This is a genomic window from Natronincola ferrireducens, from assembly GCF_900100845.1.
Taxonomy (GTDB): Bacteria; Bacillota; Clostridia; order Peptostreptococcales; family Natronincolaceae; genus Natronincola_B; species Natronincola_B ferrireducens.
The window spans coordinates 420,822-434,656 of sequence record NZ_FNFP01000002.1 but is presented as its reverse complement, the minus strand read 5'-3'; the positions used below and the strand labels follow the sequence as shown (position 1 = coordinate 434,656).

General features: G+C 35.9%; 13 protein-coding genes. 11 read left to right on the top strand and 2 right to left on the bottom strand.

Features of this window, described 5'->3' with window-relative positions; genetic code table 11:
• The first annotated feature begins 92 nt into the window (after window positions 1-92).
• Together BLS22_RS07630 and BLS22_RS07625 are read left to right on the top strand one after the other, a co-directional pair.
• Window positions 93-854: a tRNA threonylcarbamoyladenosine dehydratase gene (locus BLS22_RS07630; RefSeq protein ID WP_090553039.1), complete on the top strand. Its 762-nt coding sequence runs from the start codon at window positions 93-95 to the stop codon at window positions 852-854.
• Window positions 855-884: 30 nt separating this feature from the next.
• The gene (locus BLS22_RS07625; RefSeq protein ID WP_090553037.1) at window positions 885-1,325 is read left to right on the top strand and encodes a SoxR reducing system RseC family protein; all 441 of its coding nucleotides are present in this window, start codon (window positions 885-887) and stop codon (window positions 1,323-1,325) included.
• A 64-nt stretch (window positions 1,326-1,389) separates the two neighbouring features.
• On the opposite strand, the gene BLS22_RS07620 is transcribed toward BLS22_RS07625, so the two are convergent.
• The gene (locus BLS22_RS07620; RefSeq protein ID WP_090553034.1) at window positions 1,390-1,824 is read right to left on the bottom strand and encodes a threonine/serine exporter family protein; all 435 of its coding nucleotides are present in this window, start codon (window positions 1,822-1,824) and stop codon (window positions 1,390-1,392) included.
• A complete protein-coding gene (locus BLS22_RS07615; protein WP_090553290.1) occupies window positions 1,821-2,612 on the bottom strand; it encodes a threonine/serine exporter family protein in 792 nt (263 codons plus the stop codon). Before BLS22_RS07615 ends, BLS22_RS07620 begins: the two co-directional genes overlap by 4 nt.
• 301 nt (window positions 2,613-2,913) lie before the next feature.
• Between BLS22_RS07615 and BLS22_RS07610 the strand changes: the two genes are divergently transcribed.
• The 9 genes from BLS22_RS07610 to orr all read left to right on the top strand — a co-directional run bounded on the left by BLS22_RS07610 (window position 2,914) and on the right by orr (window position 13,782).
• On the top strand, window positions 2,914-4,146 hold the full coding sequence (locus BLS22_RS07610; protein WP_090553031.1) for a serine hydroxymethyltransferase: 1,233 nt from the start codon (window positions 2,914-2,916) through the stop codon (window positions 4,144-4,146).
• Between the two features lie 139 nt (window positions 4,147-4,285).
• Window positions 4,286-5,680, top strand: a complete 1,395-nt coding sequence (locus BLS22_RS07605; protein WP_244269495.1) for a sigma-54 interaction domain-containing protein — start codon at window positions 4,286-4,288, stop codon at window positions 5,678-5,680.
• A gap of 303 nt (window positions 5,681-5,983) precedes the next feature.
• Window positions 5,984-7,030, top strand: a complete 1,047-nt coding sequence (gene ord, locus BLS22_RS07600; protein ID WP_090553028.1) for a 2,4-diaminopentanoate dehydrogenase — start codon at window positions 5,984-5,986, stop codon at window positions 7,028-7,030.
• Window positions 7,031-7,039: 9 nt separating this feature from the next.
• On the top strand, window positions 7,040-7,348 hold the full coding sequence (gene ortA / locus BLS22_RS07595) for a 2-amino-4-oxopentanoate thiolase subunit OrtA (protein ID WP_090553025.1): 309 nt from the start codon (window positions 7,040-7,042) through the stop codon (window positions 7,346-7,348).
• Window positions 7,341-8,762: a 2-amino-4-oxopentanoate thiolase subunit OrtB gene (gene ortB, locus BLS22_RS07590; RefSeq protein WP_090553023.1), complete on the top strand. Its 1,422-nt coding sequence runs from the start codon at window positions 7,341-7,343 to the stop codon at window positions 8,760-8,762. Before ortA ends, ortB begins: the two co-directional genes overlap by 8 nt.
• 19 nt (window positions 8,763-8,781) lie before the next feature.
• Window positions 8,782-9,147: an ornithine aminomutase subunit alpha gene (locus BLS22_RS07585; protein WP_090553020.1), complete on the top strand. Its 366-nt coding sequence runs from the start codon at window positions 8,782-8,784 to the stop codon at window positions 9,145-9,147.
• The gene (oraE, locus tag BLS22_RS07580) at window positions 9,147-11,357 is read left to right on the top strand and encodes a D-ornithine 4,5-aminomutase subunit OraE (RefSeq protein ID WP_090553018.1); all 2,211 of its coding nucleotides are present in this window, start codon (window positions 9,147-9,149) and stop codon (window positions 11,355-11,357) included. The genes BLS22_RS07585 and oraE overlap by 1 nt, the downstream gene beginning before the upstream one ends.
• Window positions 11,347-12,705 carry a GlmL-related ornithine degradation protein gene (locus BLS22_RS07575; RefSeq protein WP_090553015.1) on the top strand — a complete coding sequence of 453 codons (1,359 nt, stop codon included), beginning with the start codon at window positions 11,347-11,349 and terminating at the stop codon, window positions 12,703-12,705. The genes oraE and BLS22_RS07575 overlap by 11 nt, the downstream gene beginning before the upstream one ends.
• A 12-nt stretch (window positions 12,706-12,717) precedes the next feature.
• The gene (orr, locus tag BLS22_RS07570) at window positions 12,718-13,782 is read left to right on the top strand and encodes an ornithine racemase Orr (protein ID WP_090553013.1); all 1,065 of its coding nucleotides are present in this window, start codon (window positions 12,718-12,720) and stop codon (window positions 13,780-13,782) included.
• Window positions 13,783-13,835 lie beyond the last annotated feature (53 nt).

Here is a 13,835-nt window from a genome sequence, read left to right as displayed (position 1 = left end):
ATAAATTATATAGACCACCAAGTAAAAAGATGATTAAATTGGAAAATACATCATCTATAAAGTGTGAAAACCTAAAGACTAGGAGGAAAGAAATGGCATTACATCCTTTTTCAAGATCAGAATTATTAATTGGTACTGAAGGATTAAATAAATTAAAGGAAAGCAGGGTTGCAGTTTTTGGCATAGGTGGGGTAGGCACCTTTGCAGTAGAAGCTTTAGCTCGAACTGGAGTTGGAAAATTTGTTTTAGTCGATGATGATGATATATGCTTAACTAATATAAATAGACAGATTCATGCCACCCGATCAACAGTGGGAAAGGCAAAGGTAGAAGTAATGAAGGAAAGGATTCAGGATATCAATCCTAAAGCAGAGGTTATAACCTATAAGGAGCTTTATAACAGCGAAACCGCAGAAAGATTGTTGTGTCAGGATTATGATTATGTAATTGATGCAATTGATATGGTTACAGCAAAACTAGACTTAGTTGTCCGTTGTAAAGAAAGAAATATCCCTATCATTAGTAGTATGGGAGCAGGCAATAAATTAGATCCTACAAAATTTATTATAGAAGATATTTATAAAACCTCTATATGTCCCTTAGCAAAGGTCATGCGTAAAGAGTTAAGAAAAAGAGGTATTAAGGATTTAAAGGTAGTCTACTCACAAGAAAAACCAATCACTCCTCTAATAATTGATAATGACTGCAAAACCGACTGTATTTGTCCTAACAAAGATAGAACCTGTACTGTTAGACATCAAATCCCTGGTAGTATGGCCTTTGTACCTTCTGCTGTAGGGTTAATTATTGCTTCAGTGGTTGTTAGAGATTTGATAAATTGGGAATATAGTTAGTAGAAGATACTTCTTAAGGGAGGCTATAGCGTGAAACAATGTGGTGTAATTACTAGTGTAAATGATGGAATGGCAAAGATCTTAATGGAGCGACATTCAAGTTGTGGTAGTTGTAACGCTTGCAAGATGGGGAAAGAAGATATGAAAATGGAGATAGAAGCAATAAATAAAGCAAATGCACAGGTTGGACAAAGAGTAGAAGTAAGTATGGAAGAACAAAACCTTCTAGCAGCTGCCTTTATTGTATATATTATCCCTTTGACGGCATTAATTATAGGTGTTGTACTGACTAGTACCCTATTAACTGCTTTAGGAAGTGGAGAAAACGACATTTATCCTGCTTTAATGGGCTTTATATTTATGGCATTAACCTTTGTTGGTATTAAGAAAAAGGAAAAAGACAGGAAATCTAATACGAAATATATTCCTGTCATTACAGCTATTGTTAATAATGAGATGACCGAAAAGTAGATGACTAATCTGTTAATGGGTGTCAGTCACCTATAAAGAGTGAATCAAGAGAAGATCTAAATTTTTAGATCTTCTTTTTCTGTTTTCGATAAGAGCTTAAGGATAAGACGATTGTTAAAGCTCCACCTATAGCAATAGCAATTAACATAGATTCACTTCCATAATTGATAGCCAATTCATAGTTTTTTTCTAAAATGGAGAGCATTGTATAGTAAAGTCCAAATCCAGGAACCAAAGGGACAATACCAGGTATAATATAAACCGTAAGAGGCATTTTATCTACAATTGCAAAAAATTCTCCTATCAAAGCTATAATAAAAGAAGCAATAAAGGTAGAAACAACAATAGATTCAAAATAATTATTTATAAATAGAAAAACAGTCCATCCCAAGGCTCCCCCAAAGCCAGATTTGATTAAGGAAGTTTTTGGCACATTAAAGAGAATAGCAAACCCTACTGTACAAATAAAAGCATAGATAAAATTATTAATATACATCATAATAAAGTACCTCCTGTGATAAATAACCAAAGTCTTAGAATAAATCCTACACCAAAGGCAATAGAAGTTGCAATAATTAGAGCTTCTGCAGCTCTAGATAAACCTGCCACCAAATCACCGGCAATAGAGTCTCGGACAGCATTTGTTATTGCTACACCAGGCACCATCACCATGATGGCTCCAATAATAACCTTGTCGATATTAATAAGGGGGTGTAGCAAAGATAATAAAATAGCCATAATAGCAGCTACAGCACCTGCAGAAATATGTGTAAGAAATGGGGGAAATTCAATGCTATCTAAAAATTTTAATGTATAGGTTACTAAAATACTAGTGAGAAAAGCACTAAGAAACTCTAAAAAATTTGCCCCAAACAGTAGTGCAAAAAAACCACTTGCAAGACCCCCAAATATGGCATGGATATAGTAAGGATAAGGTAGTAAATAATCGATGCTCTTTAAAATTTTTATACCCTCCTCCACGCCTATATCAGTTTCAACAAATCTTCTAGAAAAATCATTGACTTTGGCAACCTTATTTAAATTAATGGTTCTGGACTTGATTCGCTTAACATAAGATAAAATTTCATCTTGGTTTTCGCTTTTATTGTCAACAGAAACAAAAATACCTGTAGGTGTTACATAGGAATCAACATAAGAGAAACCCCTAGATTTACATATTCTCATTATAGTATCCTCAACTCGATAGGTTTCACCACCATTTTTTAAAATAATTTCTCCTGCATAAAGGGCTAATACAAGAATCTTTTTTCTATTTGTATAAATCATAATGTCACCTTGTATAATAAAAATCCCTTGAAGTTCATTATACATTTTCCTTTCTAGATTATTTTATAGCTAATCTTTATTAGAATATTATGGGATTAGTTATCTTATCTACAAAATACTATCATTATACCAAATATTTTATACTATAGTAATAAATTTATTGATAAAAATATATTAAAAACTACTTTAACAGGTTATGCTAATATAAGTATGTGATTATTAGCAAAATATTGTAAAATATGTTTAATAAATCTATAATAAAATTAGAAAAAAAATCTTACAAATGAAGGGAGAATTGCATATGAACTTTGACATTTTAAAAAAGATAGATCCAGAAATCCTAGAAGTTATTGAAAAAGAAAAAAAACGACAAGAAGGAAATATTGAACTAATTGCTTCGGAGAACTTTGCTTCTACTGCAGTAATGGAGACGATGGGCAGTTACTTAACAAATAAGTATGCAGAAGGATATCCAGGGAAAAGATACTATGGAGGCTGCGAGGAAGTAGACGTAGCAGAGAATTTAGCTAGAGATAGACTAAAACAATTATTTAGTGCGGAATATGCCAATGTACAACCCCATTCAGGAGCAAATGCAAATTTAGGAGTATATTTTGCTATTTTAAAACCTGGAGATAAAGTATTAGGAATGAATTTGTCCCATGGGGGACATCTAACCCATGGAAGTCCAGTAAATATTTCAGGAGTATATTATAATTTTGTAGATTATGGAGTAGACCAACATAATCAATTAATTGATTATGAAGAAGTCAGAAGGATTGCTCAGGAAGAAAAACCAAAGCTGATTGTGGCAGGTGCTAGTGCATATCCTAGAAAAATAAATTTTAAAAAATTCAAAGAAATTGCAGATGAGATAGGCGCATATCTTATGGTAGATATGGCTCATATTGCTGGACTAGTAGCAGCTAATCTCCATGAGAATCCTTGTGATTATGCGGATTTCGTAACGACAACAACCCATAAAACCCTGAGGGGACCAAGGGGGGGAGCTATCCTTTGTAAAGAAAAATATGGGAAAATGATTGATAAAGCAATTTTTCCTGGTATACAAGGAGGACCCTTAATGCACGTTATTGCAGCTAAAGCAGTGGCTTTTAAGGAAGCACTGACGGATGAATTTAAAGCCTATCAACAAAAGGTTGTTCAAAATGCTAAAATATTAGGAGAAGAACTAGAAAAAAGAGGCTTTAATTTAGTATCAGGAGGTACTGACAATCACCTTTTATTGATTGACCTGAGAAATAAAAATATTACAGGAAAAGATGCAGAAAAGCTGTTGGATGAGGTAGGCATAACAGTAAATAAGAATACTATACCATTTGATCCTGAAAGTCCCTTCGTTACCAGTGGAATAAGAATTGGCACACCAGCTGTAACAACAAGGGGAATGGAGGAAAAAGACATGATTAAAATTGCAGAAATGATGGACACTATTATCTCCAATCCTGATAAGATTAAAGAAGTTTCTCAAATGGTTACAGAGCTTTGTAGTGAGTTTAAACTATACGACTAATTAATTTTTAAAATAGAAAAAGAGGAAGAATCCCTTCCTCTTTTTCTGTGGGAATATGGAGGTTTGCCTATGAAATTGATATAATTAAATAAAGGTCAAAGGAAAGGTGGGGGTTAATATAATTACAAAAAGAATGCTTATGGTAATACTGCAAAAAATTTTGCGGTCCATTGATGAAGGTATACATGTTATTAATAATGAAGGTGTTACTATTGTATACAATGAAGCCATGGCAGAGCTAGAAGGAATGCCTATAGAGGAGGTTTTAGGTGAAAGTCTTTTAGATGTATTTCCCAGTCTTAACCAAGAAACCAGTACATTATTAAAGGTATTAAAAACTGAAAAGCCTATTATAAACAAAAGCCAGTCTTATCTAAATAATCAACGCAAACAAATTAGCACCATTAGCACCACTATACCCCTTTATTATGAAAATGAAAAAATAGGAGCTCTAGAAATAGCAAAGAATATTACTAAATTTAAAAATTTATCTGATGAAATTATGCGATTACATCAAGAATTATCTAGACCCCTCTTAAAAATGAATAAAATAAAAAATTATACCTTCGAAGATTTGATAGGAAAAAGTCCAGTCTTTATCAAGGCAGTGCAACTAGCCAGGAGAGCTGCTAATTCCTCCTCTACCATCTTAATTTATGGAGAAACAGGAACAGGGAAAGAATTATTTGCTCAAAGTATTCATTATCATAGCCAGCGACATAATAAACCCTTTATAGCACAAAACTGTGCTGCATTACCGGAAAGCTTATTAGAGGGAATCTTATTTGGAACTACAAAGGGAAGTTTTACAGGCGCTATCGACAGACCAGGAATTTTTGAACAGGCTTCGGGAGGAACCATATTACTAGATGAGATTAACTCTATGGATTTACAGCTACAGGCAAAACTATTGAGGGTATTACAGGAAGGGTATGTGAGGAGAATAGGGGGCTTAAAGGATATTCCTATAGATGTCAGGATTATTGCTACAACAAATAAAAAACTAATAGATATGGTAGAAAAAGGGGGATTTCGAAGGGATTTATATTATAGATTAAGGGTAGTTAGTATTAATATACCTAGCCTGTGGGAAAGAAAAGAAGATATTGAAATTTTAACAGACTATTTCATTAAAAAATATAATAGCCAACTCCATAAACAAGTATGGATGCTATCGGAAGAGGTAAAAGAAGACTTTCTTTGCTATGAATGGCCTGGAAATGTCAGGGAACTAGAAAACCTGATTGAAGGAGCAATGAACTTTATCCAAGATGAACATATACTAAGTAGAGATTTTTTTCCGGAATATATTGTTATTCATAAGGGTAAAAATAATCAACAGGATACCCTTGTATCCTTAGAGACTAATAAATCACTGCCAGAAGTACTTCATTCAATAGAAGAACAGTATATCATCAGCACAATGGCCTATTACAATGGCAATATTACTCAAGCAGCAAATAAACTAGGTATTAAGAGACAAACCCTCCAGCATAAGCTAAAAAAATATGGAATTGATGCAAACCAAGACTAAAAGAGCAAAATTATTTGCGGAAATATGCAAATAATTTTGCTCTTTTATATATAGAGGGTCCTTAGTATATTGCTTTTTAAATACTAGGATGAAATAAAAATCTATATTAGTTATACATGATTTCACATAGTAGATAAAGCTAATTAACGTTAATGATAACGGTTTTGAAGGCAATCTATATAATAGAACAATATATGTAAATATAGACCGAAGGATTTTTAAGAAAATTTTATAATTTTGGCAAGTATCTTGCAATATATAATTAATAGGTAAAATCAATTTTAACAATATGGAGGGATTTAGATGGAAAATATTAGAGTCATTATCTGGGGATTCGGTGCTATGGGAAGTGGTATGGCAAAGATGCTTTTAAACAAAAAAGGGGTAGAAATCGTAGGTGTTTGTGATAGAAACAAAGCTAGAGTTGGTAAGGATATGTATGAAGTTCTTGGCATAGAAAGAGGAGAACGTAAGCCCGTCATTATTTCTAATAGGATTGAAGATGTGGCTAAGGAAGGAGCAGTGGATATAGCACTGTTGGCAACAGACTCCTTCACCAAAACAGCTTTTGAAAAAATTAAACTTATTGTAAAAAATAAAATTAATGTAATTTCTACAGCTGAAGAGATGGCTTATCCACAAGCCCAAGAACCGGAGTTGACTAAGGAAATGGATAGATTAGCAAAAGAAAATGGTGTCAGTATTTTAGGTACAGGTATTAACCCGGGCTTAATTATGGATCTATTGGTAGTTACCTTAACAGGTTGTATGCTGGATGTTGAACATATTGAAGCAAAAAGAGTCAATTCTCTATCACCCTTTGGTCGTGCAGTTATGGAGGAACAAGGTGTAGGTATAACTGTTGAAGAATTTAATAAAGGTGTAGAAGATAAAACATTAGCAGGACACGTTGGATTTGCAGAATCAATTAGGATGATTGGAGATGCTATTGGCTGGCCAATTGAAAAAATTGAAACACAAATGAAACCAATCGTTACTACTGTTGACAGAAAGGCACCCTATGGCTTTGCTGCCGCCGGTAATGTAGCAGGAGTAAATATGACGGGACAAGGCTATGTCAATGGTCAAATAAAAATAAATATGATTCATCCACAACAAATCGAACCTGAAATGGAAGGAACATTTACAGGTGACTATATAACTATTAAGGGTACTCCAGAAGTAAATATGTCTATTAAGCCTGAAGTTGAGGGGGGTTTAGGAACAATAGCTATGTGTGTCAATATGATTCCCCATGTAATTAATGCATTGCCTGGCTTAAAGACAATGATAGATTTACCAGTACCAAGAGCTATTATGGGTGACATGAGAGATTTAGTACAAAGGTAGGGGATAAAAATGAGAGTAGAAAAAGGTACATGGGTTAAAATTCATGATATTTTACTAAAACCAGAAAAAAGAGCACCTCAAATACCAGAGGATACAAAGAAAGTGCCATTAGAGATGTGGACAAAAGGATTTTTGCTTGAAGACGCTAACATAGGTGATACAGTAGAAGTAAAGACCATTACAAATAGAACAGCAGTAGGAACTTTAGTAGAGGCCAACCCATATTACGAGCATGACTTTGGTAAGTTCATTCCTGAACTTCTGCAAATAGGTATTCAATTAAAAGAAATCCTATGGGGAGGTGGGGATCATGAATAAAGATTATAGCTATGAGGCAGTAATGGCGCGACGAAGTGAAATTATGAAGAAGGCAGTAGGTATTGATTACGCTGTCTTTGAGTCCGGCAGGATTTCTTTTGACTATGAAAGAATGATGAGAGAAACCGGATACACACTACAGGAGATGCAACAGATTCAAGGGGAAACAGGTGTAGGTAATACTCCTCTTCTTGAACTTAAAAATCTAACAGCTTTAGCAAGAAAATTAGCACCAGAGGGGAAGGGTGCAAGAATATTTATTAAGGATGAAGCCTCTAACCCTTCAGGAAGCTTTAAAGCAAGAAGAGCTGCCAACGCTGTATACCATGCCAAAAGACTAGGCTATAAGGGGGTTATAGCTGCCACCAGCGGTAACTATGGGGCAGCTGTAGCCAGTCAAGCCGCTATGAGGGGACTAAAGTGTATTATTATTCAGGAATGCTATGACAGCACTGGGAAAGGACAGCCAGAAATTATTGAAAAGGCAAGAAAGTGTGAAGCCTTTGGAGCAGAGGTTATCCAATTAACAGTAGGACCAGAGCTATTCTACAGTTTCCTAAAACTATTAGAGGAAACAGGATACTTTAATGCTTCTTTATATACTCCCTTTGGTATTGCAGGGGTAGAAACCTTAGGCTATGAGCTATCTATGCAATTTCGAGAAAGAGAAGGTAAAGATCCTGATGTAGTGGTATGTACCAATGCCGGTGGTGGTAACTTAACAGGAACAGCTAGGGGATTAAAGAAGGCTGGAGCAGAAGATGTTCAAATTGTAGGGGCCAGCGTAAACCTTAAGGGTCTCCACATGGCCAGTGACACCCATTTTAATAAGAAATCCTTTACAACCGGGCATACGGGCTTCGGCATACCTTTTTCAACATGGCCAGATCGTTCAGATGTTCCAAGGTCTGCTGCAAGACCACTAAGATATATGGATCGTTATGTTCTTGTAAACCAAGGAGAAGTCTTCTATATAACTGAAGCCTTAGCTCAACTTGAAGGTCTTGAAAGAGGACCAGCAGGCAATACCTCCTTAGCAGCAGCCTTTGCTATGGCTCAAGAAATGGATCAGGATCAGATTATCGTTGTGCAAGAAACGGAATATACAGGGGCAGGAAAGCATATTCAACCCCAGTTAACCTTTGCAAGGGACAACGGTATCAAAATTCTGTTTGGAAATCCTGATGAAGAGATTCAGGGAGAAAACATTATACTGCCATCCCATCCTTCCATGATTAAGGCGAGAGCTGTGGATATGGATAAGTTAAAGACCTCCTATATTAAAAATTGTATAGAATTTAATAAAATTGAAAGTATTACAAAGGAAGACATAAAATTTTTAGCAATAGATTGTAAAGCAACTACAGACTTTGTAGAGCGTATACTAAAACAGTTAGGTATAGTCATTCAATAAAAAACTGGAGGTGGAAACCATGAAAAGAGCCGACGATTTTCAAGTAAGAAGACAACACTTAAAGGATTTAAGTGACGAAGCTTTGGAACAAAGATTTTGGCAATTGGCAGAAAAAATTGTAGATCCAATGATTGATTTAGCTAAAAAACATACTACACCATCCATTGAAAGATCGGTATTACTTCGTATGGGTTTTTCTAGTATAGAAGCTAAGGCTATTGCAGAAGGTGTTATGGATAGAGGATTAATGGGTAAGGGTGCAGGTCATATCGTATATAGAGTTGCTAAGGAAAAGGGAATGGATGTAAGAGAAGCAGGATTACAATTAGCTGAAGGAAAGCTTTGGGATGAAGTTATGGGGATCTTTAAGGGAGGTGTAGAATAATGGCTTTAAAACCAAATGAAAAACTAGATATTAAAAATATCCTAAAAGATCTAGATCAATACACACCAAAACGTAGGGGCTGGACATGGCGTAAGAGGGAAGAAAACCTAAAAATGGGACCCTTTATCTATAAAAACTGTTCTACACCCTTAGAACAGAGTACTCCACTGCCTTCAGCTAAATATTTTAATGATATTGATCCACAACCTGATTCAGTCATCACAACAGAAATTGCTTCAGGAAGATTTGAAGATGATATTCGTCGTATGCGTATGGCAGCTTGGCACGGCGCTGACCATATCATGGTTATAAGAACAGCTGGACAAAGCCACTTTGACGGTCTGATTGAAGGAACACCTCAAGGTATAGGTGGTATTCCAGTAACAAGAAAACAAGTAAGGGCCCAAAGAAAAGCTCTAGATTTGATAGAAGAAGAAGTTGGCAGACCAATTAACTATCATTCCTATATTAGTGGTGTTGCAGGACCTGAAATTGCGGTTATGTTTGCAGAAGAAGGTGTAAACGGGGCCCACCAAGATCCTCAATACAACGTTTTATATAGAAATATCAACATGATTCGTTCCTTTGTAGACGCAGCGGAAGCAAAAAAATCAATGGTATGGGCCGACATAGCCCAAATAGATGGTGCCCATAATGCCAATGCTACAGCTAGAGAAGCATGGAAGGTAATGCCAGAATTAATGGTACAGCATGCATTAAACTCCATCTATTCAGTAAAAGTAGGGATGAAGAAGGAAAATATATGCCTATCCACTGTACCTCCTACTGCACCTCCTGCTCCATGTATGACATTAGATTTACCCTATGCAGTAGCATTAAGAGAACTGTTTAAAGAATATAAAATGAGAGCACAAATGAATACCAAATACATGGAATCCTCCACAAGGGAAGCTACTGTAACCCATGTATTAAACCTACTAATGTCTAGATTAACAAGGGCTGACATACAGTCCACCATTACCCCTGATGAAGGACGAAATGTACCATGGCATATTTACAATATGGAGGCCTGTGACACTGCAAAGCAGGCTCTAGTAGGTATGGACGGCTTAATGGATATGATAGAATTAAAAAATGAAGGTGTTTTAAGAGAAAAAGCAAGAGAATTAAAGGAAAGAGCCGTTCTATTTATGGAGGAAGTATTAGAGGTTGGAGGTTACTTCAAAGCTGTTGAAGACGGTTTCTTTGTAGATTCCGGTTACTACCCTGAAAGAAACGGTGATGGTATTGCAAGAAAAATAGATGGTGGTATTGGTGTTGGAACTGTTTATGAAAGAGACGAAGACTACTTTGCACCAGTAACTGCCCATTTTGGTTATAACAACGTAGCTCAGTATGATGATAGCATGGTGGATAATCCAAGCCAGTTAATTGACGGATCTACCTATGAAAAACCAGAAAAGATTATCTTCATTGATGAACTGGATGAAACCGACAATGTAGATGTAAGATTAGATGAAACAAAGGATTTAAGAGAAAGCACAAAGGTTAAACCGGAAGTAGAATGGATGGGAGATGGCTATATTATGCTAAACCTTTTCCTTCCATTACCTAAGCGTGTAGCCGAGTTTACAGCTATAGAAATGGCTAAAAAGATGGGTTTAGAGGATGTAGAGGTTATTCATAAGGAAGAAATGCATCCTTCTGAAGGAACTAGAATTGAGCTTAAAGGAAGAGTAGGATTTACCATTGATACAAAGGATTTGGTTATTCCTCCAGAACCAGAAATTATGTCAGAGGATGAGGTAAGAGAAGATATTGAAAAACAACCGATGAAAATTGTTGCAGGAACAGTTGGAGAGGATGAACATTCGGTAGGACTTAGAGAAATCATTGATATTAAACATGGTGGTATAGAGAAATATGGAATCGAATGTCATTATTTAGGTACATCTGTTGCTATTGAAAAACTAGTTGATGCAGCCATTGAATTAAATGCGGATGCTATTCTAGCATCCACCATTATTAGCCATGATGATATTCATTATAAAAATATGAAACGTATTCATGAGCTTTGTGTAGAAAAAGGAATCCGTGATAAAATTATGATTCTTTGCGGCGGCACACAGGTTAGTCCTGAAACAGCGGTTAAACAAGGAATAGATGCTGGTTTTGGAAGAGGAAGCAAAGGTATTCATGTGGCAACCTTCCTAGTAAAAAGAAGAAGGGAAATCCAAAATGAAGGTTAATGTACTTGTAGCAGAGATTGGTAGTACAACTACCGTTGTTAATGCTTTTCAAGACATTCATAGCCCCTGCCCCAAATTTATTGGGCAGGGGCAAGCCCCTACAACCGTGATAGAGGGAGATGTGAATATCGGTCTCCAGGGTGCTGTGGAGAGTTTAAGGAATAATCTAGGTGTAGACAAGATTGAATACGATGAGATGGTGGCAACCAGTAGTGCTGCTGGAGGACTAAAAATGACAGTTCATGGATTAGTTTATGATATGACTGTAAGGGCCGCTAAGGAAGCAGCCTTAGGAGCAGGAGCCATCATTCATCAAATTACCGCCGGCAAATTAAAGCGGACGGATATTAAAAAAACTATTGAGATCAATCCCAACATCATATTAATTGCTGGAGGCGTTGACTACGGGGAAAGGGATACAGCTATCTACAATGCTGAAAAAATAGCGGAAGCTGGCATTAAGGTTCCTATTATCTATGCTGGTAATATAGAAAACCAAGAAGAAATTAAAGACATATTTTATGAGACAGGCAACAAATTATATATTGTAGAAAATGTTTATCCTAAGATTGATCAGTTAAATATTGAACCAACTAGAAAAATCATTCAAGATGCTTTTGAAGAGCATATTATCCATGCCCCTGGCATGAAGAAGGTTAGGGAAATGGTAAATGGTCCAATTATTCCTACTCCTGGAGCTGTGATGGAGGCATCTAAGCTTCTTGAAGAAGCATTAGGGGATTTAATTACATTTGATGTTGGTGGAGCTACAACAGATCTTCACTCTGTTACTGAAGGTAGTGAGGAGATCAACCGAATTCTATTGAATCCTGAACCGCTGGCTAAAAGAACTGTAGAAGGGGATTTAGGTGTCTATGTGAATATGAGAAATATTGTAGAAAAAATTGGTGAAGAAAAGCTTCAGCAAGAATTACAGTTAAATATAGAAAAATTGATGGAGAATCATCCACCAATACCAAAGACACCAGAGGAAATAAAATTTGTAGGAAGGTTAACCCTTGAGGCTGTACTGGTAGCCCTTGAAAGACATGCAGGAAAGTTAAGACACCTTTACGGCCCAGGAGGGAAAACAACCGTAGCTGAAGGAAAAGACCTTTCAAATATCAAATACGTTGTAGGTACTGGAGGGGCTTTAACAAGACTACCTAATTCCATAGAAATACTAAGAACTGCCCTGAAGAAAAATAACCGAAATCTTCTGTTACCAACAGAGGAGGTTAGGATTTTGATTGATAATCATTATATTATGGCTTCCTTAGGGGTATTGTCCAAAAGACATCCTGAAGCAGCCCTAAGCTTGATGAAACAAAGTATGGGAATAAATTAAGGGGGTGATATCATGAACCCAAGAATAGATATTGATTACAACAAACTAAAGCACAATGCAAATCGAATGGTAAAAAAGTATAAAGAGCAGGGTATTACTATTGCTGCTGTTACTAAAGGATTTTGTGCTGTACCACAGGTAGCAGAGGCGATACTTGAAGGTGGAGTAAAGTACTTTGCCGACTCTAGGATAGAAAATCTCATGAAGCTAAAGGATTTCCCTATAGAAAAAATGCTCCTTAGACTTCCTATGATAAGTCAAGCAGAGGCTGTAGTCAGCTATGCGGACATTAGCATGAATTCAGAGATCAAAACCATAAAGATCCTTGATCAATGGGCATCAAAAGCTGGCAAAACCCATAAAATCATCTTGATGATAGATCTTGGAGATTTAAGGGAAGGCATCTTTGATGATCAAGAGATTGACACAGTATGTGAAGAACTAAAGACCTTAGAGAATATCGAGGTAGTGGGGGTAGGTACAAACCTAACCTGCTATGGTGGTGTTATTCCTAACCAAGAAAATCTAGGAAAACTAGTAGAATTTGCTAAATATATAGAAAAAGCATTAGATACAAAACTACAAATTATTAGTGGTGGAAATTCCAGCAGTGTTTATTTAGTTGAAGAAGGAAAAATAGTAGAAGGCATCAACAATTTACGTTTGGGTGAAGCTATTTTGCTGGGAACGGAAAGTGCCTATGGACAAATTATTGCTGATAATTATCAGGATATCTTTACCTTAGTAGCTGAGATTATAGAAATCAAAGAAAAGCCTTCAATACCTGTTGGAGAAATCGGTAGAGATGCCTTTGGAAATATACCGGTTTTTGTAGATAAGGGAATAAGAAAAAGAGCTATTCTAGCAGTAGGTAAACAGGACTTTGGCACCCATAAAATTATTCCAGTAGACAAATCTATTGAAATATTAGGCAGTAGTAGTGATCATTTAATGGTTGATATAACCGATTGTCAGAAGGACTTAAAAGTAGGAGATGAAGTGAAATTTCATGTGACCTATGGCGCTATGTTGGCCCTAACCACCAGTGAATATGTTCATAAAAATATTATAAGATAGCTTTTGTTTTAAGAGATTGTAGCCTTTAATGGTTACAATCTTTTTTTGTAATA